The organism is Aquipseudomonas ullengensis (assembly GCF_014174475.1).
Classification (GTDB): Bacteria; Pseudomonadota; Gammaproteobacteria; order Pseudomonadales; family Pseudomonadaceae; genus Aquipseudomonas; species Aquipseudomonas ullengensis.
This window is the reverse complement of record NZ_JACJUD010000002.1, coordinates 313512-336367: the sequence shown is the minus strand read 5'-3', so window position 1 is coordinate 336367 and position 22856 is coordinate 313512. Positions and strand designations below refer to the sequence as shown.

Sequence of the window (22856 nt, the reverse complement as noted above, 5' to 3'; positions counted from 1 at the left end):
ACTGGGCGAGTGGCCAGTACCCGTTCGTCCAAAGCTGCCAGACGGGGCTGAACTTGCCGGACTAGAGGGGTCGGAACACCACCCACCCCTCCGCGCAGGAAGCCCGCCCATGCTCGATCTGACCACCTGGAACCTCACCGTCCCCGCCACCAGCTCGACCACGCTGATCACCACCCAGCGCCTCAACGCCGGCTACAGCAGCCAGTACTTCCGCCCCCAGCGCGACCACAGCGTGGTCTTCTGGGTGCCGGTGAACGGCTCACGCACCGCCAGCGCACGCTACCCGCGTAGCGAACTGCGCGAGACGCTGCGCAACGGCACGTTGCACAACTGGTACTTCAGCGAGGCGGACAACATCCTCAGCGCCGTGCTTTCGGTGCAGCAACTGCCGAGCAAGAACAAGCTGGTGATCGGCCAGATCCACAGCAAGGACGAGCCCGGCAGCAACAATGACCCGCTACTCAAACTGCAGTACCACCTGGTCAACGGCACCGGCCGGATCGAAGCCCTGCTGCGCAAGTACCCGGGCGACAGTACGGTGCAGAACATCATTCTGGTCAACGACGTGAGCCTGGATGAACGCTTCAGCTACCAGTTGCGCCTCACCCCCAGCGGCCGCCTGCGCATCAGCGTGCACAGCGCCGACGACAATGGCACCTACTACCGCCAGCTGAGCAGCTCCTGGGGCTTGCAGCAGCTGTACTTCAAGGCTGGCGCCTACGCGCAGGACAACTACGGGCCAAGCAGCGAAGGTGCGCGGGCGACCTTCTATCACCTGAACACCTTGCACCGGAAGCCTTAGCGAGCGCCGCGCAGGTACTGCTCCGTCAGCTCGAGCATTCGCGTACGGCCGAAGCTCGGGTCGTGGCCGCCATGCACCACCTGCACCGGCAGATCGCGCAGGCGCTGCATGGTGCGCTGGTAGTCGGCCAGGTCGGCGCCGGCAATCTTGTCCAACAACGGGCCGTCGTAGATCGCATCGCCAGAGAACAGGGTGCCCGTGCTCTTCTCCCAGAGGCCGATGCTGCCTGGCGAATGCCCTGGCAGGTGCAGCACTTCGAAGGCGGTGTCGCCCAGGTCGACCACATCGCCCTCATCGATCAGGCGGGTCGGCTGAGTGCCCTGGGTGCGAAAGGCCAACGGGTCGAACCCTTCGTGCGGATAGGCATCGACCAGCACGTCCGGCACCTCGTAGCCCTGCGCCTCGATATCGGCGCGCATGGTGCCCGGCCAATGGCAACTGCACAGCACCGGGTAGTCGTCCGGGTTGGCCAGCGAGTGCGCTTCCGAGGGGTGCGCCAGGCGGTGCTCGAACTCGTGCAGGCTGCCGACATGATCCATGTGAGTGTGAGTGGCCACGGCCAACAGCGGCTTGTTGAGCAACTCGGCCAGCGCCGTCTTCAGGCTGCTGATGCCCATGCCGGCATCCACCAGCAGGTCGGCATCGCGGCCGCGCACATGCCACATGTTGCACTGCTCGACCCGCGCCACATGCGGCTCCCAGAGCAGGGTAATGCGGTCATCAATCCGCTTTGTCTCGAACCAGCGATCAGCAATTCGCATCAGCAACTCCTCGTGATGAAAAACAGTTACGCACAGCCAATCGCCCGCAAGGCAGGTGACCGGAAGGCGAAACGGTGAGGGACGACGTCAGCCCGGACAGGGTCATGACAAGGCTCCATTGGTGAAAAAAGGACGCAGGAAGAAACGCTGTAACGACGTTCTCCCGGGCTTTTATCCCTCCGTGAAGCCTCTTGCGAGACCGGCCTGCTCTCGGACCAGCCACCACCGCGAACGATGATCGGAACCCTAGCAAACCTACGCATAAGCCATCGCACCTACGGTGAGACACGCTCTTCATGCTGTTCTAGTAAAAGCACGTTGTGTGCCAATGGGTAAAGCCCGACAGGCTGCGTAGGCAAGCGTTACGCGCTGCCGATTAACCACCAAAAAGGCCCAACCTGGACTGGCCTCGAACAGCTTTGGTGCAGCCCGCAGACGCGGCAACTCGACATTGGCTTCGGCTGGCAAAGCAGTTGCCAAAGCGATGGATTCCTGCGAAAAGGCTGGCGCATGGCAGCCACCGGGCAGCTACCAAATCAATCAGAGAACGCGTGATGAGCAACGAATTGCAGATCGAGGACATCCAGCTGGGCGACGGCAAGGAGGTGGTCAAAGGCGCCCTGATCACCACCCAGTACAGCGGCTTTCTCGAAGACGGCACGCTGTTCGACTCGTCCTACCAGCGCGGCAAGCCGTTCCAGTGTGTAATCGGCACTGGCCGGGTGATCAAGGGTTGGGACCAGGGCCTGATGGGCATGAAGGTCGGCGGTAAACGCAAGCTGTTGGTGCCGGCTCACCTGGCCTATGGCGAACGACAGATGGGCGCGCACATCACGCCCCACTCCAACCTGCGCTTCGAGATCGAGCTGCTGGAAGTGCTGACCCGCGACGATTGATGGCCCGCTGACGACATGCCCGTAGCGCTGCACTCACTAGGTCGCCGGCGACAGGGTCATCTCCAGGCACCAGAGCGGCGCGTCGGCGTTCGTGCCGAACACCAGGTTGGCGTTGAGCAGTTGCAGCAGGTGCTGCAGGTAGATGCCTTGCAGGCTGCCGGCGGGTTCGGCGAGCCCTTCGGCATCCAGCGCCTGGGCAACGGCGACACGCTCCTGCGTAGCGTTCTGGCCTTGCAAGTCGAGACGGACGAGCAGCAAGCCGCCCGGTTGCAGCTGGCCGTGCAATGTCAGCTGCCACGCGGCCGGCCCAACCGCCGCCAGTGTTCGACTCAGCAACAGCTCGAGTAACTGCCGATAGTGGCGCTCATCGATCCAGGCCATGAGCTTGGCCTGGGGCGCCTGTTCCAGCGTCAATGCCGCGCCCTGGGCCTGTGCCCGGGCACTCAGCGGCGCCAGGATCGCCGCACTCAACTCGCCCAGACGCTGCACCGCCGAGCGTGGCGCCAGGCGCTCGGCATCCAGCTGCAGAAGCTGCTCCGCGTGGCGCAGGGCCTGCTGGATCAGGGCCAGCGCTGCCTGCTCCGGTGCGGCCTCGGCCCTGTCCTGTAGTGCAGTGGCCAGTTGTTCGAATGGTGCGCGCAGCTCACGGTGCAGAGCCGCCAAGGCCTCGCTTTTGGCCCGGCTCATCGCCTCCGCCTCGGCCTTGGCGTTGCGCAGCTCGGCCAGCAGTACCTCACGTTTGCTCAGGTCCTGCAGGCCGCCAACCATACCGGTCACCTGCCCCTGTTCATCGCGATAAGGGATACCCCAGACATGCAGCACCCGCGTGCTGCCGTAGATATCTATCGCCGTATCGTGGCTCAGCGAACTCTCCTGTTCGACTGCCGCGACGAAGCGCCGCTGCACCTCCTCACGAAACTCCGGCGCAAGCCAGGGCGCCTCGTCCAGGCGGGTGCCACGCACCGTGTCGAAGGGAACGTGGTAGTACTCGAGAAAGTGTCGATTGCAGGTCAGCAGGCGCCCCTCGCGATCACGAATGAACATCGGATTGGGCGACCCATCGACCAGCGCGCGGAGCATCGCATAGTCCTGTGGCAGCTCCGCGCTGGCAGCCGCCACGGGCGCCCAGGGAACGGCAGCGGCGTGACGGGTCACTTCCAGCAGTTCGACGGTGGAGTGCACATGCAGCTTCTGCTGCAGCCGCGTCTTGTAGGTACTCACGGTCTTGTAACTGAGCGCCAGTTGCTCGGCGATCTGCTGGTTGCTCAGGCCCTTGGCCAGTAGCTCCAGCACCATCAGCTCGCGCGCCGATAGCTGGGCCAACTCATTGCTGCCCTCACCGCCCGCCTCTTCCGCGGCATGCACTGCCTCGCGGGGGAAATAGCTGCGCCCGTGCACCACGGCATGCAGGGCCCGGATGAACTCCTCCAGGCCATCGAGCTTGCTGACGAAGGCATCGGCACCGGCCTGCAGGCTGCGCGAGGCGTACAAGCCACTGTCTTGCACGCTGTAGACCAGCACCTTGAGTGCGGGCTGGCTGGCCTTCAGGCGGTGCAGCACATCCAGGCCACCCAAGCGTGGGATGGCCAGCTCCAGCACTACCAGATCCGGGTGCTGGTCACGGCAAAGCGCCAGGGCATCCAGGCCGTTGTCCGCCTCGGCGATCACTTCGTGCCCCTGCTTTCCCAGCATCACCCGTAGCGCCCTGCGCATGATGGGCAGGCTGTCGACAATCATGACTCGGCTCACCGCAGACCTCCCTTTCGTGCCCGGCTCTGCAGCGCAAGCCTAGTCCAGCCAACGCAGCGCCGTGGATTACTCCTACAACCACCCCGGCAATGCTCCGACAGATCGTCCAGGCGCTCTTCGCAAGACTGCAGCCATCAGTCACTTGCAGAGACCGCCGCCATGAAAAACCAAGTACAACCACTGGTCCTCGAGCAGTTCAGAGCTAACAAACTGGCCCGTGCCATCAGCCTGCTGCTGGCCGGCTTCTTCAGCCTGCGCCTGGCCGAAGTGGAGGCCGAGGACAGCGTGATCAGTGCGCGCAGCGAAGAGCTCAACCTCAGCTCCGCCGCGGCCATGGACATCAGCCAACAGCCTGCTGCAAGCCCCGTTCCCTCCTACCTGGATATCGCCCTGCAGGCCGTACGCGTAGCGCCCATGTCCTTCGGCGCACCGGCGCCGATCAATATCGGAACGGCGGGCGGCATCGGTATCAGCAGCCACGGCGCACACGACGGCGCCACGGTGAATCTGGCCGCCGCCAACAGCGTCGGCGTACAGGCCGGGGCCGGCGCGGTGATCGGTTTCGACCAGGGCACCGTCAACAGCACGGCCGTCGCCAGCTCTACCGCTGCCGGGCAGAAAGGCCTGTACGCCAAAGATGGCGGGCAAATCAGCGCCACTGCCGCGACCATCATTTTGACCCCGAAAGTGCTGGCCACCGGCGTCGCCGTGAAAGCCAGCAACATGATCGGGGCCAGCGCCGAAACTGCCGCCCAGATCAACCTGAGCGACTCCAGCGTCACCACCGGCGGCAACACCGGTACCGGCAACCATGCGCTGCGGGCCAAAGGCGCCGAGAGCCGGATCGGATTTAATGGCGGCTCGCTCTCGACCCAGAGCACCAGCTCGCATGCCGCCCTCGCCCAGGACGGTGGCCACATCGCCCTCGACGGCGTGCAAATCAGCACCAGCGGCGCCTCGTCGAGCGGGGTTCGCGCTGAAACCGGCGCCAGCGCCAGCGTGCTCAATAGCCGCATCGACATCAACGGCGCTGCCGCCACGGCCAGCTCCACCGCCGCGCTGCATGCGCTGTCCGGCGCGCAGATCAGCGGCAGCAACGTCAGCGCCAATACCGCCGGCAACTACGTCAGCGGTGCCCGCGCCGACGGTGCCGGCAGCAGCGTGAAGTTGAGCGGCAGCCAGCTCAGCACTCTGGGCTCCGGCAGCGTCGCCAACCCGATAGCCGCCGCGCGGGCCACTGACGGCGGGCGCCTGGAGCTTGACGGCAGTGGCACGCAGCTCAGCTCCGCTGGGCAATACGCCCATGGCCTTTCGGTGGAAGGTGCGGGGGCCAGCGCCCGTGTGGCGGATGCTCACATCCAGGTCGGCGGGGCACGCTCGATTGCCATCAATGTCGTCGCCGGCGGCGGCGCCACCGTCAGCAATAGCCAACTGCTGCACGCCAACTCCGGTACCGCAGCACCCGCCGTGCTGGTCGACGGTGCCGGCTCGAACTTTGCCCTGAGCGACAGCAGCGTCACCACGCAAACCGACAACGGTATCGGCGTACGTGCCACCGCCGGCGCCAGCGTCAGCCTCGACCGGAGCGCCATCACCACCGCCGGCAAGGAGGCTGCCGGCCTGAACGCGGCCAATGCCAGCATCGTCGCCAACAACCTGACCATCGAAACCTTCGGCGACAACAACGCCATGGGTGCCGTCGCCGACGGCAACGGCAAGATCACCCTCAACGGCGGCTCGGTGACCACCCACGGCGACTCGGTGCGCCAGGCCTCCTTCCCCCATGCCCTGGTGGCGCGCAATCCCGGTGGCGAACTGATCGCCAACGGTACCAGCGTGCGCACCCTAGGGTTCAAAGCCTATGGGGCAGTGACCGACGATGGTGGCTCGATGATCCTGAACAACCTGTCAGTGGTCACCGCCGGTGAGCACTCCATTGGCCTGTACAGCGTGGTCGAACAGGTCGGTGTCCCATTCAAGGCCGACATGCAGGCGAACAACGTCAGCGTGGAAACCTTCGGCAACCATGCGGCCGGCGCCATGGTGCAACAGAGCTTCCTCGACGCCCCCGCCACCCTGACCCTCGATAACGCCACCGTGACCACCCACGGCGCCGCGGCCAACGGCCTGCACGCCGGCACTGGCGGCACCCTGGCTGCCAGCAACAGCAGCGTGGTCACCCATGGCGACGAGTCTCACGGCGCGGTCGCCAAAAGCGCACCCAGCAGCCTGAGCTTGCAACAGAGCGCCATCCAGACCAACGGAAACGGGGCCCACGGCGCCCTGGCTCAGGACGGCGGCCAGTTCAGCGCCCACGACACCACCATTCATGCCCTCGGTCAGGCCTCCGCCGCCCTGCACGCCCAGGGCACAAGCGATGCGCTGACGGCCATCGACCTGGATAACAGCCTGCTGAGCAACCGCGACGGCGCCACCATCAGCGTCGCCGGCGCCGCAGATCTCACCCTCGACCAGGTCATCGCCGGCGGCAGCGGCCAGTGGCTGCAGGTCGAGGCGCTGGAGCAAGACGGGGTCTCGACTGCGGGCCACACCAACCTGGACCTGGGCAAGTCGCTGGTCAGCGGTTCGGCCCGCACCCAGGCCGGCAGCCGCGCCGACCTCAACCTGCACGACACCAGCCTGTGGCAGCTCAGCGGCACCTCCAACCTGAGCAACCTGCGCAACGACGCCAGCCTGATCGACTTCAGCGCACCCGTGGGCAACAGCTACAAGACCCTGACGGTGAACAACTACCACGGCGCCAACGGCACCATCGCCCTCAACACCCACCTGTACGACGACAATTCGCCCTCGGACAAACTGGTTATCGATGGCGGCCAGGCCAGCGGCAGCAGCAACCTGGCGATCAAGAACGCCGGCGGTGCGGGAGCACTGACCCAGGGCAACGGCATCATGGTGGTGGATGCGCTGAATGGTGGCAGCACCGACCAGGAAGCCTTCCGCCTACTCAACCGGGTCAAGGCTGGCCCCTACGAGTACAACCTGTACCGGGGCAGCCGCGATGACAGCAACAGCGAAGCCTGGTACCTGCGCTCGTCTCAGGAAGAGCCCGATGACCCAGAGCTGCCACCGAAAAAACCGGACGATCCGGATCAACCGGAGAAACCAGAGCAGCCGGATAAACCCAATAAACCAATCAATCCAGTGCAGCCTGAACAACCTGAGAAGCCAACCCATCCAGAACAGCCGGAACAGCCGGAGAAACCAGCAAGAACCGCCAAACCAAGCAAACCACTGATCCCCAACTACCGGAGTGAAACCTCGCTGTACAGCGCCATCCCGGAAATGGCCCTGCGCTACAGCCATGCCATGCTCGATACCCTGCACGAACGGGTCGGTGAAGAACGCCGCCTGGACGTCGAGCCGCTGCCAAGTGAAGCCATCGACGAATACGGCCCGTCGCTCGGCTGGGGCCGGGTGATCTACCAGAACGGCGAGAGCGCCAGCGCCGACTACGACATCAATGCCTTCCAGGTCGGCCTCGACCTGTACCGCAACGAAGACAGCGATGGCAGCCAGGACCTGGCAGGCCTGTCGCTCGGCATCGGCCAACTCGACGGCAGCGTCACCCACAGCAACGGCCAGGATGCCGGCGACAACGCCCTGCGCGCCTACAGCCTGGGTGGCTACTGGACCCACTTCGGCCCGGCAGGCTGGTACGTCGACGGGGTGTTGCAGTTCCATGCCTTCGACATCGACGCGCACTCCGTCGACGGCGAATCCCTGCATAGCGATGGCCGCGGCTTCAGCGCCTCGCTGGAAACTGGCTATCCCTTCGAGGTCGACGACGACCTGTACATAGAGCCGCAAGCCCAGGTGGTGGTCAGCCGCATCGAACTGGACAACGCCAATGACTCGGCAGCCGAGGTGCGCTTCGAAGATGTCGACTCGCTGGCCGGACGCCTCGGCGTACGCATCGCCCAGGACTGGTTCCGCGAAGACGACAACGGCGATATCCAACGCACCAATGTCTGGGTCCGCCCGAGCATCTGGCACGAGTTCCGTGGCCAGCCGCAGACCGAGCTCTCCTCCGCCGACGGCTACCTGCCGTTTGCCGGCGACCTGCAGGGCACTTCGGGTGAGCTGAACCTGGGCGTCGACTACCAGGTCGACGAGAACACCACCTTCACCTTCTCCGCCGGCTACCAGGAAGGTTTCGATGATGACAGCAGCAGCTACGAAGGCATCCTCGGCGTGAAGATCAAGTTCTAGACCCGCGGCGCCAACCGACGCCTCTCCATCTATATGGGGAGGCGTTTTTTCATGCGTGGGTAAAGTCTATCGCCGGGTACTGTTGCGAACCGGCATCGCGTATTGCTGGCAATGCCTCGCGAGCTCAAGGGCGCTCAACAATCATCAAGCCGCGACGGCGCGAACGATCAAGCGATAGAGCGCATCCTCGCCCCGCGCCACCAGGCCGCAGGCGCCGAGGCGGCACAGCACCTGGCGCACGGTCAGCAGCGAGATCTGCTCGTTGGCCTGCAGCAGCTCGGCATGTACCGCCCGCGAAGACAGACCGCGTCCCTCGCACTCGGCGTGCTGCAACACTTCAAGAATTTTCAAACGCACCAGGCTGACCTTCAACCCGGCGCCCTGCAGCAGGCTTTTCAACTGCTGATGCTGGCTCATGCCCATATGTACTCTCCCTGCCCGACCTGCCGTTCGACGCCGGCTCAATTCCCTGATGAACGGACAACACGTCAACGCAGCCAATCTTCGTGACTGGCCATGATCATCGGCGTGGCGTGAAAATTTTGCTCTCACTACTAAGACGAACGAGCAATGCAAATCCTGTAGCCATTCGGAAACTTTTTTTGTCTCGCCTGGCTTCTGCCTTTGTGATATTTCTCAGACAGATAGGCTCACTCTGGGCAACAGGGCGCCAGCGGCAACCGAATAGAAAAGAGCCGCGGCGCAGCCAATCATTCAAAGAGGGCGGCAGATCCACAGGTCTGCCGGAAACAGACAAGCCCGCTGGGGAAAGAAATGAAAAGGCTTGTGCTGCTGATCGCTGTGCTGGCAATTGCCGGCTGCTCCGCAACTGCCAAAACCTATGACAAGAAGGGTCGTCGTGGCCTGAACATCAATTGCTCCGGCCTGACGTCCAGCTGGGAGCAATGCGAGCAGAAAGCTGTTCGTGCCTGTGGCAGCAAGGGCTACAAAGTCATCGCCCGCGCCGGGCAAGACCAGGACAACGAGGATGATCCGGCAGACTTCGCCTTCGGCATCAACCCGGCCGGTTTCTCCAGCCGCAGCATGATCGTGCTCTGCAAGTAACGGCGCCGGTATCCGCCCGATACCGGCCTCTGCCCTCGACACCCTGCCCCGCCGTACCGCTCAGGCTTGAACCCTGCCACCGCCTGATCGGCTACCATGCGCAGGTTGCTCATCGCCCTGAACGCCCATGTCCTATTCCGTTTCGCCCATCGGTTTCGTGCGCTCCTGCTTCAAGGAGAAGTTCGCCATTCCCCGCCAGCCGCAACTGGCTCCGGCGGCCCACGGCGTGCTGGAGCTGGTGGCGCCATTCGATCGCGCCGAAGCCGTGGTCGGCCTAGAGCAGGTCAGCCATGTCTGGCTGCTGTTTCTCTTTCATCAGGCGCTGGAAGACAAGCCGCGACTCAAGGTGCGCCCACCGCGCCTGGGCGGCAATGCCTCGCTCGGCGTGTTCGCCACTCGCGCCACGCACCGGCCCAATGGCATCGGCCAGTCGGTGGTGAAACTGGACAAGGTCGAACCCGGCCGTCTGTGGCTATCCGGTATCGACTTGCTCGACGGCACACCAGTGCTGGATATCAAACCCTACGTGCCTTACGCCGACTGCGTGGAGGACGCGCATAACGCCATCGCCGACGCCTCGCCCACCGCCTTGCCCGTGGACTGGAGTGAAGCCGCACTGCAACAGGCACACACTCATGCCTTGCGCCTGGGCGAGCCACTGGTGGAGTTGATCGAACAGTGCCTGGCCCAGGACCCGCGCCCGGCCTATCAGGTGCCGGAGCCGGAGCGGCGCTACGGCGTACTGTTCTGGGATGTACAGGTCCGCTGGCACTACCCGACACCCGGGCAGGTTCGCGTGCTGGAAGTGGTGCCGGCCTGATCCGCCCTACCGGCTAGGCACAGAAACAACAAACCCGCCAATTGGCGGGTTTGTTTTGTCACGCTGACGGCTTACTTCTCGACGAAGGCGCGCTCGATCAGGTAATCGCCCGGCTCACGCATGCGTGCCGAGATTTTCAGGCCGAAGCTGTCCAGCACTTCACTGGTTTCGTCGAGCATGCTCGGGCTACCGCAGATCATCGCGCGGTCGTCCTGCGGGTTGATCGGCGGCAGGCCGATGTCGGCGAACAGCTTGCCACTGCGCATCAGGTCGGTCAGGCGACCCTGATTCTCGAACGGCTCGCGGGTCACGGTCGGGTAGTAGATCAGCTTGTCTTTCAGCGCATCACCGAAGAATTCGTTCTTCGGCAGGTGTTCGGTGATGAACTCCTTGTACGCCACTTCGTTCACGTAGCGCACGCCGTGAACCAGGATGACCTTTTCGAAACGCTCGTAGGTTTCCGGGTCCTGGATCACGCTCATGAACGGCGCCAGGCCGGTACCGGTGCTGAGCAGGTACAGGTGCTTGCCCGGGTTGAGGTCATCGAGCACCAGCGTGCCGGTGGGCTTCTTGCTGATGATGATCTCGTCGCCTTCCTTCAGGTGCTGCAGCTGGGAAGTCAGCGGGCCGTCCGGCACCTTGATGCTGAAGAACTCCAGATGCTCTTCCCAGTTCGGGCTGGCGATGGAGTAAGCACGCATCAGCGGGCGGCCGTTAGGCTGCTGCAGACCGATCATCACGAACTGGCCGTTTTCGAAGCGCAGGCCCGGGTCGCGGGTGCACTTGAAGCTGAACAGGGTGTCGTTCCAGTGGTGCACACTGACCACGCGTTCCGAGTTCATGTTGCTCATGCGTTGTTTCCTCAAAGTCTCGGTGTGGGTTCAGACTGCCTGCAAAGCTGGCTGCGCCTGTTGAGACATATCAATGAAGTCTCGGGAACAGGGGCATCAAAGTGCATTGCAGAGAATCTGCCTACCGGGGGCCGGCAGCATTGCGCGCCATTCTAGTGACGGCCACAATATCTGTTAAGTGAATTATCAAGATATGGTTTATCGGTTATATAGATATGCGATTTACACTGCGACAACTTGAAGTCTTCTCCGCCGTCGCCAAGCAGGGCAGCGTGTCCCGTGCGGCACAATCCCTGGCCTTGTCGCAGTCGGCAGCCAGCACCTCGCTGACCGAACTGGAACGCCAATCCAACTGCCAGTTGTTTGATCGCGCCGGCAAGCGCCTGTCGCTCAATGCCCTCGGCCAGCAACTGCTGCCACAGGCAGTGGCCCTGCTCGACCAGGCCCGCGAGATCGAGCGCCTGCTCAACGGCAAGAGCGGTTTCGGCTCCCTGGAAGTGGGGGCGACGCTGACCGTCGGCAACTACCTGGCGACCCTGCTGATCGGCAGCTTCATGCAGCGCCACCCGGAATGCCGCGTGCGCCTGCATGTGCAGAACACCGCCAATGTGGTGCACCAGGTGGCGCACTACAAACTCGATCTGGGCCTGATCGAGGGCGACTGCCAGCACCCGGATATCGAGGTGCAACCCTGGGTGGAAGACGAGCTGGTGGTGTTCTGCGCACCGCAGCACCCGCTGGCGCAGGGCGGTACCGCCAGCCTTGAAGAACTTGGCCGCGAGGCGTGGATCCTGCGCGAACAAGGCTCGGGCACGCGCCTGACCTTCGACCAGGCCATGCGTCACCATTCGGCCCAATTGAATATCCGCCTGGAGCTGGAGCATACCGAAGCGATCAAGCGCGCCGTGGAGTCTGGCCTGGGTATCGGCTGTATCTCGCGCCTGGCCCTGCGCGACGCGTTCCGTCGCGGCAGCCTGGTGGCGCTGGCCACCCCGGAGCTGGACCTGATCCGCCAGTTCTATTTCATCTGGCACCGGCAGAAGTACCAGACAGCCGCCATCCGCGAGTTTCTCGAACTATGCCGGGAGATGACCGCCGGTATCCGGCGTAGCGACGAAATCATCCTCTCGCCCATTGCCTGAGCGGGACGAGCGCTCTACCGATCAGTAGTCGGCAGCGGTGGATGGGGTGGTATCAGGCGGACGCCTGTAGGGGACGAAAACTGAAGTAGTGACGCAGGGCGTCGACCATGTCGACGTACTCGCTCGGCGGTGCCACCAGGGCAAAGCCGGAGTCGAAGGTGCCGGGGGTGATGTCCTCGCGGCTCCACTGGCAGGTAGCGTAGAAATCGATGTTGCGGATCTGGCCATCGCGGCCAGGAATCTTAAGACGCATGTCGAAGCGTGCGTTGACCAACATCGGTAGTTGGCTGATCAGCATCAGGCCGTCCAAGGAGACGTTGCCGATATAGCCCATGGGCTTGTCGGTGATGCGGTTGAACACCTTCAGGTAGTACGGCAACTGGTGGCGTTCGATGCTGCGCTCGATATGCATGGTGGCCAATCGCTACGGTGAGATTTTTGAGTATGGGCTCAGCCGGCCAACGGCGCCAGACTCAGGAGCATCGCTCGCTGATCCGAGACGATAAACGGTTGCGTGCGTCGTCTACTTCCTTGGGGTCGATGTACGAGCGTTCGCCATTCTTGTCGGTGACGAAGTAACGTCCACCGCGCTGGATATCGGCCAGTTGCCCACGCAGTTTCTTGCACTCCTGGGAGCGCTTGGCCTGCGCCTCGGCAGACTTGGCATCGGCCTGAGCCTTCTCCTGACGGCGCGCGTCGTAGAACTGGGCGGTACGCTCCTCGCGCTGACGCGTGGCATCGTCGCGCTCGACCACCTGTGGCTTGACCTCGACCTGCTGGGCACCCGCGCCGGCAGGTTTCTCGCTGAAATGCACCTGACCACTGGCATCGGTCCAGCGATAGATCTCCGCCCCTGCCAATCCCGGCAGCAGGAGGACACTCCACAACAGCTTGCGCATATCCGACTCCTTCAGAAAAGCCGAGCTTAACCTCGGCCTGCGCGACACAAAAGCTCCCGGACTATCGGCTGGCTCAGAGCGGCGCCGGGCTGCTCTTGGCAACTTCTCTACTGCGCAAATGGTTGAGTTGCTGCAAGGTTTCCAGGCGCGCCCGCGCGCGGTAAGCGTATTCACTGGCCGGGTAGCGCGCGACGATGAACTCGTAGGTGCGCGCCGCATCGACGAACAGATTCTGCCGCTCCAGGCACTGACCGCGCAGCAGGGAGATTTCCGGCTGCACGTAGTTGCGCGAGCGACTGTTGCGCTCGGCTCGCGACAGGTCGAGCAGGGCCTGGTCGCAGTCGCCCTCTTCGTAGTGCTTGTAGGCCTCGTCCAGATGACGGTCGAGCGCCACGCGGGTACAGCCGGTCAGGCTGGCCAGCAGGGCAAGGATGATCAGGGTACGCATGGGAAATTCCTCCGTAGTGCAGTGTATCGACTGCCCCCAGGTTTTCTCCAGCCAAGAGCGATGACAGGCTGCCAGCGAACAGATGCAAGGTAGTGCAGCCGAACAATGACTACAGTGTTTTGCCGTAGTAGCCTGCGCCCAGCCGTAATACTGGAGTATCCGCATGACCCTGCGCCGCACCAAGATAGTCGCCACCCTCGGCCCTGCCAGCAACTCGCCGGAAGTCCTCGAACAACTGATTCTCGCCGGCATCGACGTGGCCCGCCTGAACTTCTCCCATGGCACGCCTGACGAGCACAAGGCACGCGCCAAACTGGTCCGCGAACTGGCCGCCAAGCACGGCCGCCATGTCGCCCTGCTCGGCGACCTGCAGGGACCGAAGATCCGCATCGCCAAGTTTGCCGGCAAGCGTATCGAACTCAAGGAAGGCGACCTGTTCCGCCTGTCCTCCAGCCACTCGCGCACCGAAGGCACCCAGGACGTGGTCGGCATCGACTACCCGGCGCTGATTCAGGACTGCGACGTGGGTGACGAGTTGCTCCTCGACGACGGCCGCGTGGTCATGCGTGTGGAACTCAAAGGCGCCGACGAACTGCACTGCCGTGTCACCATCGGCGGCCCGCTGTCCGACAACAAAGGCATCAACCGCCGTGGTGGTGGCCTGACGGCACCGGCCCTGACCGAAAAAGACAAGGCCGACATCAAGCTGGCTGCCGAGATGGAGGTCGATTACCTGGCGGTGTCCTTCCCGCGTGACGCCGCCGACATGGATCTGGCCCGCCGCCTACGCGACGAGTCCGGCGGCACCGCCTGGCTGGTGGCGAAGATCGAGCGCGCCGAAGCGGTGGCCGACGATGCCACCCTCGACGCCCTGATCCGCGCCAGCGACGCAGTGATGGTGGCCCGTGGCGACCTCGGCGTGGAAGTTGGCGATGCCGAACTGGTCGGCATCCAGAAGAAGATCATTGCCCACGCCCGCCGCTACAACAAAGCGGTGATCACGGCCACGCAGATGATGGAGTCGATGATCCACAGCCCGATGCCGACCCGTGCGGAAGTGTCCGACGTAGCCAACGCCGCGCTGGACTACACCGATGCGGTAATGCTCTCGGCAGAAAGCGCCGCCGGCGAATACCCGGTGGAAGCGGTGCAGGCCATGGCTCGCGTCTGCCTGGGCGCGGAAAAGAACCCGATCAGCCAGCGCTCCGGTCACCGTATCGGCCGTCAGTTCGAGCGCTGCGATGAAAGCGTGGCCCTGGCGACCATGTACACCGCCAACCACTTCCCGGGCGTCAAGGCGATCATCAGCCTGACCGAGAGTGGCTACAGCCCGCTGATCATGTCGCGCATCCGCTCGTCGATCCCGATCTACGCCTTCACCCCGCACCGTGAGGCACAGGCCCGCGTGGCGATGTTCCGCGGCGTCTACACCGTGCCGTTCGACCCAGCTGCACTGCCGGCCAACAAGGTCAGCCAGGCGGCGGTGGACGAGCTGCTCAAGCTCGGCGTGGTCGAGCCCGGCGACTGGGTGATCCTGACCAAGGGCGACAGCTACCACGGCACCGGCGGCACCAATACCATGAAGATCCTGCATGTTGGCGATTTGATGGTCTAAGTGTTGACCCAATAAAAAAGCCGCTCAATGAGCGGCTTTTTTGTGCCTGGCGCTTTACCTGTAGGAGCCAGCTTGCTGGCGGTCCGGACGCCCCAGAAGCATCGCCAGCAAGCTGACTCCTACAGACACAGAACGCAAGGTGGATCGGTGAAGCCCACCCCACCTACACGAAGCGAGAGAAATCCGGCTTGCGCCGCTGCAGAAAGGCCGACAGCGCCTCGATGGCCTCCGGCGAGCGCAGGCGCTGACCGAACAGGGCGCCCTCCTCCTCGATCGCCTTGCGCAGTTCTTCGCGCCCCGGCGTGCGCATCAGGCGCTTGCTATCGGCCACAGCCGAGGGCGCCAGTTCAATGAACCGCCGCGCCATTTCGCGAGCCTTGGCCAGGGTCGCCGGGCCGCCCTGCAGCACGCCACTAGCAATCCCCCATTGCGCCGCCTGCTCGCCGTTGAAGCTTTCACCGAGCAGCAACAACTCGGCTGCCTTGGCCTGGCCGAGCAGGCGTGGCAGGATCAGGCTGGAACCAAACTCCGGGCACAGGCCGAGGTTGACGAACGGCATCTTCAACTTGGCATCGTGACTGACATAAACCAGGTCACAGTGCAGCAGCAGCGTGGTGCCGATGCCCACGGCCGGCCCGCTCACGGCGGCCACCACCGGCTTGCTGAAGTCGAACAGCGCGCGCATGAAGTGGAACACTGGGCTATCCAGCGTAGTCGGTGGCACTTCGAGGAAGTCCGCCACATCGTTGCCACTGGTGAAGCACTCGGCGCCGCCGGTGATCAGCACCACGCGCACGCTGGAATCCGCATTGACCGCATCCAGCGCCTCGGCCATCTGGCTGTACATGGCGCGGGTCAGGGCATTCATCTTGTCCGGGCGGTTCAGACGCAGGGTCAGCAGACCACCATCGCGCTCGACCAGTACATGCTCGCTCATTGCAACTCCTTGCGAATCTGTGGCGTCGCGCCGCTGGCTGAGGAAAGCACGCTGAACCGGCCCGAGGGGATTCGCGTGCAGCTCCAGAGCGATCTAGGCGCGAGGAAGAAAGACGTCAGCCAGCAGCTGGTTGCGTGGCAGGCCGGCCAGGTAGAGACGGCGTGCGAAGCTCTCCACGCTGGCGGGAGAACCGCAGAGTAAGGCGCGGGTTTGCCGCGAAACAAGCTTCAGTTCCGCCAAAACCGCCGCCAGCTCGGTCGCCACTACCGGCTGCACCTGCAACTGCAGATGAGCAGCGGCAAGCGCCTGCAAGGGCTCGGCAAGGTAATGTTCGCTGGCATCATGGGCCAGGTGCAGCACACGGATCGGCCCCTGGTGTTGCTGGTTCAGAGCCTCGCGCAGGATGCCCCAAAGCGGCGCCATGCCAGTGCCGGCGGCGAACAGCCAGAGCGGCCGCTCGTGCCAGTCCGGGTCATAGTGCAGCGCCCCGCCCCGCAGCTCGCCCAGGCGCAGCGAATCGCCCGGCTTGAGCTGGCGCGCCGCATCGCTGAAGGCGCCGCTGTGCCGGCAATCGAGGTGGAACTCCAGCCAGGGGTCGATGCCCGGTACGCTGGCCAGCGAATAAGGCCGCGCCACACCGCCAGCCGTCCACAGCACCAGGTGCTGGCCAGCGCTGTAGCGCAGCGGTTTCTGTGGGGTCAGGCGCAAGCGCAGCACGTTGGGGCTCAGCCAGTCGCTCGACTCGACAACCGCCGGCAGGCCATCGCGCAGCGGGTCGAAGACCTCCACCGCGAGATCGCCCGCCACCTGGCACTGACAGGCCAGGCACCAGCCCTCGGCACGGCGCTGGGCGTCCAGCGCATCCGGCGCAGCGTCCAGCACTTCGCCGGCTACACAACGCACCAGGCACGCGTGGCAACTGCCGGCACGGCAGCTATAAGGCACGCGCAAGCCAGCGCCATTGAGAGCGTCGAGCAGATTGCTTCCGGCAACGACCGACCAGGACTGGCCGGCGACATGCAATTCAGGCACCCGCACCCTCCCAAGCCGCATCGCAACGGTTACGCCCGCCGCGCTTGGCCCGGTACAGCGCCTGGTCGGCCCGTTGCAGGGCCTCGTCGAGGTCATCGCCTTCGCCAATCAGGGTCATGCCGGCGGACAGGCTCAAATTGTCGACCTGCACGCCAACCGGCTCGGCGCAGGCGAAGGCCTCGCGCAGACGCTCGCAACAGGTGGTGAACTGATCGGCATCGGTATTGGGCAGAAACAGCACGAACTCCTCGCCACCGTAGCGCGCCAGCACATCGCCGTCGCGCAGGCAGGCCCGCGCCACTGCGGCGAAGGTCTGCAGCACGCGGTCACCGGCAGCATGGCCATGCACGTCGTTGATCCGCTTGAAGTGATCAAGGTCGATCAATGCCAGGCCATGCTGGCGCCCGCCGCCGAGGGTTTCCAGCTCACGCAGGGCCAGGCGCAGGAAATGCCGGCGGTTGAACAGGCCAGTCAGTTCATCGGTGGCCACCAGGTCTTCGAGCTGGCGCATCATGCCGCGCAGGGTGTCCTGGTGCGCCTGCAGCGCATAGCGGCGTTGGCGCATGCGCTGGCGCAGCGCCTGCACATAACTGGCGAACAGGCTCTGCCAGATCAGCGCAACGGACAGGGTGCAGTTCTGCAGCAGCGCCAACCCCGGTTCGGCCAGGCGCATGTGGTAGCCCTCCCAGAGGTTGAGGCTGGCAAAACTGAAGAAGGCGAAGGCGGCGCAACGTGCAAAGACCCCGGGGCGTAGCTGGAATACGCCGAACATCAGGATCACCACATAGAACAACAGCAACGTGCCGCGTGCGCTGTCGAGCTGGGCGAGCAGGAAGGTATGCAGGGCGAGGCCGACCAGCACCTGGGCTTCGGTCAGGCTGGGGTCGCGAAAGCGCAGGTTGAGACCACTGCGAAACAGCAGCAGGAAGGCCAGTTGCGAGACCACGACCAAGGCACTGCAGGCCAATGCACCAGACAGTGAGCCACTGAGCAGATCGTTGAAGGCCGCCACCCAGAGCAGCAGAAGTACCAGGGCATAGGTACCCGCCGCCATGCCGAAACGCTTCAGCAGCAGGCTTTGCAGACTTCGTTTCGTAACCCGTGGACTGCTCGTACTCATGGGCTCCATCCCGTACTGGCACCTTGCCTCACTCTACCCCTGTGATCACAAAAAACCTAGGGTCTTTGCGCCCTGCCAACCTAAACACAAGACCTTGGTCGCAGGCCGCTCGCGACTACCGGCGGCTGTGCCGCGGGCCTCTGGCACGCTATACTGCGGCGCCTTTTTTGTCGCAATGCGCCGGGTCGTGGTCCGGCGCTTCCCTACAGATGTTCCCGTACTAGAGGAGCGCTTGCATGACCGTGATCAAACAGGATGACCTGATTCAGAGCGTCGCCGATGCCCTGCAGTTCATTTCCTATTACCACCCCGTCGACTTCATCCAGGCCATGCATGAGGCCTACCTGAAGGAAGAATCGCCGGCCGCGCGCGACTCCATGGCGCAGATCCTGATCAACTCGCGCATGTGCGCCACCGGCCACCGGCCGATCTGCCAGGACACCGGTATCGTCACCGTGTTCGTGCGCGTCGGCATGGACGTGCGCTGGGACGGCGCCACCATGAGCGTCGACGACATGATCAACGAAGGCGTACGCCGCGCTTACAACCTGCCGGAAAACGTCCTGCGCGCCTCGATCCTGGCCGACCCAGCCGGTGCCCGCAAGAACACCAAGGATAACACCCCGGCGGTGATCCACTACTCCATGGTTCCCGGCGACAAGCTGGAAGTGGACGTCGCGGCCAAGGGCGGCGGCTCCGAGAACAAGTCGAAGATGGCCATGCTCAACCCGTCCGACTCGATCGTCGACTGGGTCCTCAAGACCGTGCCGACCATGGGCGCCGGCTGGTGCCCGCCGGGCATGCTCGGCATCGGCATTGGCGGCACCGCCGAGAAAGCTGCGGTAATGGCCAAGGAAGTGCTGATGGAGTCCATCGACATCCATGAGCTGAAAGCCCGCGGCCCGCAGAACAAGATTGAGGAAATGCGCCTCGAACTGTTCGAAAAAGTTAACCAGCTGGGCATCGGCGCCCAGGGCCTGGGCGGCCTGACCACTGTGCTCGACGTGAAGATCATGGACTACCCAACCCACGCCGCTTCCCTGCCGGTGTGCATGATCCCCAACTGCGCCGCCACCCGCCACGCCCACTTCGTGCTTGACGGCAGTGGCCCGGCCGAGCTGGAAGCGCCGTCTTTGGACGCCTACCCGGAGATCGTCTGGGAAGCCGGCCCGAGCGCGCGCCGCGTGAATCTGGACACCATCACCCCGGAAGACGTGCAGAGCTGGAAGCCGGGCGAGACCGTGCTGCTCAACGGCAAGATGCTCACCGGCCGCGACGCCGCGCACAAGCGCATGGTCGACATGCTGAACAAGGGTGAAGAGCTGCCGGTCGATCTGAAAGGTCGCTTCATCTATTACGTCGGCCCGGTCGATCCGGTCGGTGACGAAGTGGTAGGCCCAGCCGGCCCGACCACCGCCACGCGGATGGACAAGTTCACCCGGCAGATCCTCGAGACCACCGGCCTGCTGGGCATGATCGGCAAGTCCGAGCGCGGCCCGATCGCCATCGACGCGATCCGCGACAACAAGGCCGTGTACCTGATGGCCGTCGGCGGCGCCGCCTACCTGGTCGCCCAGGCGATCAAGAAGTCCAAGGTGCTGGCCTTCGCCGAGCTGGGTATGGAAGCCATCTACGAGTTCGAAGTGAAAGACATGCCGGTTACCGTGGCGGTCGATACCAAGGGCGAGTCGGTGCACATCACCGGCCCAGCGATCTGGAACAAGAAGATCGCTGAAAGCCTGGCCGTGGAAGTGAAGTAACCCGTCCAGCGGCAACAAAAAGCCCGGCCCTAGTGCCGGGCTTTTTGTTGCGCGAAACATCCGGCCAGTAGCCGCTCGATCAGGTATCCAGATGACCGGCGAGAAACTGCTGCAGGCGGCGCTGCATCAATCCACCGTCGTTGCCCAGGCAGGCGATTGGCGAGCCTTGCAGTTCCTCCTCGGCCAGGTCTGCAGCATCGCCGGCGAACAGCAATGGGCACTCCAGGCTCAGGGCCAGACGCTTGAGCTGCTGCGGCAGCTCCTTGCTCGGCGGCTGGTTGGAAAACAGCACCAGCGCCTGCGGGCGAATCTTCTCGCACACCAGCGGCAGCTCAAGCAGCGGCTGGCCCAGCCCCAACACCTGCACGCCACCGTCGCCCGCCAGCAACAGGCCGGCTACCAGCAGCTCCAGTTCACGGCAATGCCCCGGCAGCGCCGCCAGCAGCACCCGCTCGGCGCCTGAGGTACCGAGCTGCAAGCGCTGCAGCACGCGGGCGCGCAGGAAGCTGTCGAGGAAGGTCCATTCGCTGGCCTGACCATAGTCGTCACGGCGCAGCAGCAGTTCCTGCCAGAGCGGCATGAGAATGTCCTGGAACACCACCGCCAGCGGATAGGTGGAGAACACCTGGCCATACAGGCGCTCCAGCTGCAGCCCATCGAAGGCACCCAGCGCCAGGCGAATGCGCGCCTGCCAGGCCTCCCACTCGCTGGCGGTAGCATCAACTGCCACCAGCGCCGGGGTCTTGATCCCGCTGCTACGGGCCAGGATCTTGCCGACCTTGCTGACCGCCACGCCCCGCTCGATCCAGGCCAGGATGCTGCGCACCGTCTCGATATCCGCTGCCGAATAAAGGCGATGGCCGCTGTCGGTGCGCATTGGCTGGATCAGGCCATAACGCCGCTCCCAGGCACGTAGGGTGACGGAATTGACCCCGGTCAGCCGCGACACTTCGCGGATGGGGAACAGCTCCTGCTGTTTCAGGGAGTCGCAAGCCTGGGAGGCGCCAGAAAGCTCGGTCATGACAGGAGTGGCCGCCAGAGAAAGATCGGCAGAGTGTACCCCAGCCGGTGGCTGCGCTTGAATCGCCCGCGACGCCCACTCACGGTGCATCTAGCAGCAGACCGGCGCCGTTAGTCCGACTGCACAGCAAGGCGCGCCAGGCCTCTGGCGTATTGCGCAAAAACAGGAATAATCCTTGCCTGTCATTCAGGCATGCCGTCACCACCCCGACGCCATGCCCCGTGCAGGGCCCTACCCGGGCCCTGCCAGTTGCCCTGGAGATACACAATGTCTGCTGCTCCCGTCACCATGCTGGTGGCGCGTCGCGTACCGCGCGAGCGCTTCCACGAATTCCGCGCCTGGCTACACGAAGGCGAATTGCTCGCCGCCGACTTTGCCGGCTACCTCGGCTCCGGCGTACTTGCCCCGCCGCCTGACGACGACGAATTCCAGATCGTCTTCCGTTTCTCCGACGAGGCCACCCTCGCCGCCTGGGAACACTCGGCCTCGCGCCGCACCTGGCTGCAGCGCGGCAGCGGGCTGTTCGCCCAGCCGCTGGAACAGCGCGTGCGCGGCCTCGACGCCTGGTTTGGCAGCGCCCAGCGCCGACCGCCGCGCTGGAAGCAGAGCGTGGCCATCTGGCTGGCGTTCTTCCCGGTATCGCTGGCATTCAACCTGCTGTTCGGCGGTTGGCTCAGCGACCTACCCTTGGCCGTGCGCATCCTGCTCAGCACCCTGGCCCTGACGCCGCTGATGACCTACTGGTTCATCCCGCTGTCGACCCGCCTGCTCGAGCCCTGGCTGCAGCCCGCACGCACGCCGGCACCTGCCGACATCGCCCTGCAACCGCGTTAAGCACGCCTCTCCCGGTGCCATTCCCGTACAGCCCGCGTGGTTGTACAGAAATGGCCCGCTGGTATAACTTGGCGGCTTATACGGCCCCGCCCCATGCGGGTGCATGCCCCCTTTTTATTCTGCCGAACGAGACCCTCCATGAGCGGTTCCGCTGCCCCGATCCTGATCACTGGCGCCAGCCAGCGTGTGGGCCTGCACTGCGCCCATCGCCTGCTCGACCAGGGCCAGCCGGTGATCATCAGCTACCGCCGCGAACGCGAGGGCGTACAGCAACTACGCGAGCGCGGCGCGCTGGCGCTGCCGGCCGACTTCTCCAGCGAAGCCGGCATTCTGGCCTTTATCGACGAGCTGAAGCGCCACACCGACAGCCTGCGCGCCATCGTCCACAACGCCTCGGACTGGCTCACCGAAACACCCGGCAACGAAGCCCAGGTGTTCCAGCAGATGGTCGCCGTGCACATGCTCGCGCCCTACCTGATCAACCTGCACTGCGAGCCATTGCTGCGTCGCTCGACGCCGGCCGACATCATCCACATCAGCGACGACGTGACCCGCAAGGGTAGCGCCAAGCGCCCGGCCTACTGCGCCAGCAAGGCCGGCCTGGACAGCCTGACGCAGAGCTTTGCCGCGCGTTTCGCACCGGGCATCCAGGTCAACGGCCTGGCCCTGGCGCTGATTCTATTCAACGAAGGCGACGACGCGGCCTACCGCGCCAAACGCCTCGCCGAAACCCCGATGGACATCGAGCCAGGCGCGGAAGTCGTGTACCACAGCCTGAGCTACCTGCTGGACAATCCCTATGTCACCGGCACGACGCTGACCGTCAACGGCGGGCGCCACCTCGTCTGAGGGGCACCGTGAGGACTCTTTT

Annotated in this window: 21 protein-coding genes and 1 riboswitch; of the genes, 10 read left to right on the top strand and 11 right to left on the bottom strand. The window is 64.3% G+C overall.

The features are described 5' to 3' along the window. Positions 1-109: 109 nt before the first annotated feature. Positions 110-802: a polysaccharide lyase family 7 protein gene (locus H3H51_RS07010; RefSeq protein ID WP_183088336.1), complete on the top strand. Its 693-nt coding sequence runs from the start codon at positions 110-112 to the stop codon at positions 800-802. Here H3H51_RS07010 and H3H51_RS07005 read toward each other — a convergent pair. Next, positions 799-1563 carry an MBL fold metallo-hydrolase gene (locus tag H3H51_RS07005; protein ID WP_183088335.1) on the bottom strand — a complete coding sequence of 255 codons (765 nt, stop codon included), beginning with the start codon at positions 1561-1563 and terminating at the stop codon, positions 799-801. The two genes, H3H51_RS07010 and H3H51_RS07005, sit on opposite strands and share 4 nt — an antisense overlap. A gap of 158 nt (positions 1564-1721) precedes the next feature. Further along, a riboswitch (guanidine-I (ykkC/yxkD leader) is annotated at positions 1722-1824 on the bottom strand. Between the two features lie 293 nt (positions 1825-2117). Here H3H51_RS07005 and H3H51_RS07000 point away from each other — a divergent pair. Continuing rightward, positions 2118-2459, top strand: coding sequence for an FKBP-type peptidyl-prolyl cis-trans isomerase (locus tag H3H51_RS07000; RefSeq protein WP_183088334.1), 342 nt, complete (start codon positions 2118-2120; stop codon positions 2457-2459). 36 nt (positions 2460-2495) lie between these two features. Here H3H51_RS07000 and H3H51_RS06995 read toward each other — a convergent pair whose 3' ends face one another. Next, positions 2496-4208, bottom strand: coding sequence for a response regulator (locus tag H3H51_RS06995; RefSeq protein WP_183088333.1), 1713 nt, complete (start codon positions 4206-4208; stop codon positions 2496-2498). A 159-nt stretch (positions 4209-4367) separates the two neighbouring features. On the opposite strand from H3H51_RS06995, the gene H3H51_RS06990 reads away from it, so the two are divergent. After that, a complete protein-coding gene (locus H3H51_RS06990) occupies positions 4368-8441 on the top strand; it encodes an autotransporter outer membrane beta-barrel domain-containing protein (RefSeq protein ID WP_183088332.1) in 4074 nt (1357 codons plus the stop codon). Positions 8442-8585: 144 nt separating this feature from the next. On the opposite strand, the gene H3H51_RS06985 is transcribed toward H3H51_RS06990, so the two are convergent. Then, positions 8586-8858: a transcriptional repressor gene (locus H3H51_RS06985; RefSeq protein WP_183088331.1), complete on the bottom strand. Its 273-nt coding sequence runs from the start codon at positions 8856-8858 to the stop codon at positions 8586-8588. Positions 8859-9215: 357 nt separating this feature from the next. On the opposite strand from H3H51_RS06985, the gene H3H51_RS06980 reads away from it, so the two are divergent. Further along, complete coding sequence (locus H3H51_RS06980; protein ID WP_183088330.1) at positions 9216-9506, top strand: hypothetical protein; 291 nt, start codon at positions 9216-9218, stop codon at positions 9504-9506. Between the two features lie 127 nt (positions 9507-9633). Continuing rightward, positions 9634-10326: a tRNA (N6-threonylcarbamoyladenosine(37)-N6)-methyltransferase TrmO gene (tsaA, locus tag H3H51_RS06975; protein WP_183088329.1), complete on the top strand. Its 693-nt coding sequence runs from the start codon at positions 9634-9636 to the stop codon at positions 10324-10326. 71 nt (positions 10327-10397) lie between these two features. On the opposite strand, the gene fpr is transcribed toward tsaA, so the two are convergent. Beyond that, on the bottom strand, positions 10398-11177 hold the full coding sequence (gene fpr / locus H3H51_RS06970) for a ferredoxin-NADP reductase (protein WP_183088328.1): 780 nt from the start codon (positions 11175-11177) through the stop codon (positions 10398-10400). 215 nt (positions 11178-11392) lie between these two features. Here fpr and H3H51_RS06965 point away from each other — a divergent pair, with 215 nt between their 5' ends. Then, positions 11393-12319, top strand: coding sequence for a LysR family transcriptional regulator (locus tag H3H51_RS06965; protein ID WP_183088327.1), 927 nt, complete (start codon positions 11393-11395; stop codon positions 12317-12319). Between the two features lie 52 nt (positions 12320-12371). Here the strand turns inward: H3H51_RS06965 and H3H51_RS06960 are convergent, their stop codons facing one another. The 3 genes from H3H51_RS06960 to H3H51_RS06950 all read right to left on the bottom strand — a co-directional run bounded on the left by H3H51_RS06960 (position 12372) and on the right by H3H51_RS06950 (position 13666). Beyond that, complete coding sequence (locus H3H51_RS06960; RefSeq protein WP_183088326.1) at positions 12372-12731, bottom strand: PilZ domain-containing protein; 360 nt, start codon at positions 12729-12731, stop codon at positions 12372-12374. A 61-nt stretch (positions 12732-12792) separates the two neighbouring features. After that, positions 12793-13218: a DUF4124 domain-containing protein gene (locus H3H51_RS06955; protein ID WP_183088325.1), complete on the bottom strand. Its 426-nt coding sequence runs from the start codon at positions 13216-13218 to the stop codon at positions 12793-12795. Positions 13219-13291: 73 nt separating this feature from the next. Next, positions 13292-13666, bottom strand: a complete 375-nt coding sequence (locus H3H51_RS06950; protein ID WP_183088324.1) for a tetratricopeptide repeat protein — start codon at positions 13664-13666, stop codon at positions 13292-13294. A 163-nt stretch (positions 13667-13829) separates the two neighbouring features. Between H3H51_RS06950 and pyk the strand changes: the two genes are divergently transcribed. Further along, positions 13830-15281: a pyruvate kinase gene (gene pyk / locus H3H51_RS06945; protein ID WP_183088323.1), complete on the top strand. Its 1452-nt coding sequence runs from the start codon at positions 13830-13832 to the stop codon at positions 15279-15281. A gap of 163 nt (positions 15282-15444) precedes the next feature. Here the strand turns inward: pyk and H3H51_RS06940 are convergent, their stop codons facing one another. The 3 genes from H3H51_RS06940 to H3H51_RS06930 all read right to left on the bottom strand — a co-directional run bounded on the left by H3H51_RS06940 (position 15445) and on the right by H3H51_RS06930 (position 18370). Further along, the gene (locus H3H51_RS06940; protein ID WP_183088322.1) at positions 15445-16218 is read right to left on the bottom strand and encodes an enoyl-CoA hydratase; all 774 of its coding nucleotides are present in this window, start codon (positions 16216-16218) and stop codon (positions 15445-15447) included. A 93-nt stretch (positions 16219-16311) separates the two neighbouring features. After that, entirely contained in the window at positions 16312-17250 is a 939-nt protein-coding gene (locus tag H3H51_RS06935; RefSeq protein WP_183088321.1) for an iron-sulfur-binding ferredoxin reductase, read from the bottom strand. Then, a complete protein-coding gene (locus H3H51_RS06930) occupies positions 17243-18370 on the bottom strand; it encodes a GGDEF domain-containing protein (protein WP_183088320.1) in 1128 nt (375 codons plus the stop codon). Before H3H51_RS06930 ends, H3H51_RS06935 begins: the two co-directional genes overlap by 8 nt. Before the next feature lie 236 nt (positions 18371-18606). On the opposite strand from H3H51_RS06930, the gene H3H51_RS06925 reads away from it, so the two are divergent. Next, the gene (locus tag H3H51_RS06925) at positions 18607-20130 is read left to right on the top strand and encodes a fumarate hydratase (protein WP_183088319.1); all 1524 of its coding nucleotides are present in this window, start codon (positions 18607-18609) and stop codon (positions 20128-20130) included. A gap of 79 nt (positions 20131-20209) precedes the next feature. Here H3H51_RS06925 and H3H51_RS06920 read toward each other — a convergent pair whose 3' ends face one another. Beyond that, entirely contained in the window at positions 20210-21151 is a 942-nt protein-coding gene (locus tag H3H51_RS06920; protein ID WP_183088318.1) for a MerR family transcriptional regulator, read from the bottom strand. A gap of 267 nt (positions 21152-21418) precedes the next feature. Here H3H51_RS06920 and H3H51_RS06915 point away from each other — a divergent pair, with 267 nt between their 5' ends. Then, a complete protein-coding gene (locus H3H51_RS06915; RefSeq protein ID WP_183088317.1) occupies positions 21419-21985 on the top strand; it encodes an antibiotic biosynthesis monooxygenase in 567 nt (188 codons plus the stop codon). 138 nt (positions 21986-22123) lie between these two features. Then, a complete protein-coding gene (gene folM / locus H3H51_RS06910; protein ID WP_183088316.1) occupies positions 22124-22834 on the top strand; it encodes a dihydromonapterin reductase in 711 nt (236 codons plus the stop codon). The last annotated feature ends 22 nt before the right edge of the window (positions 22835-22856 follow it).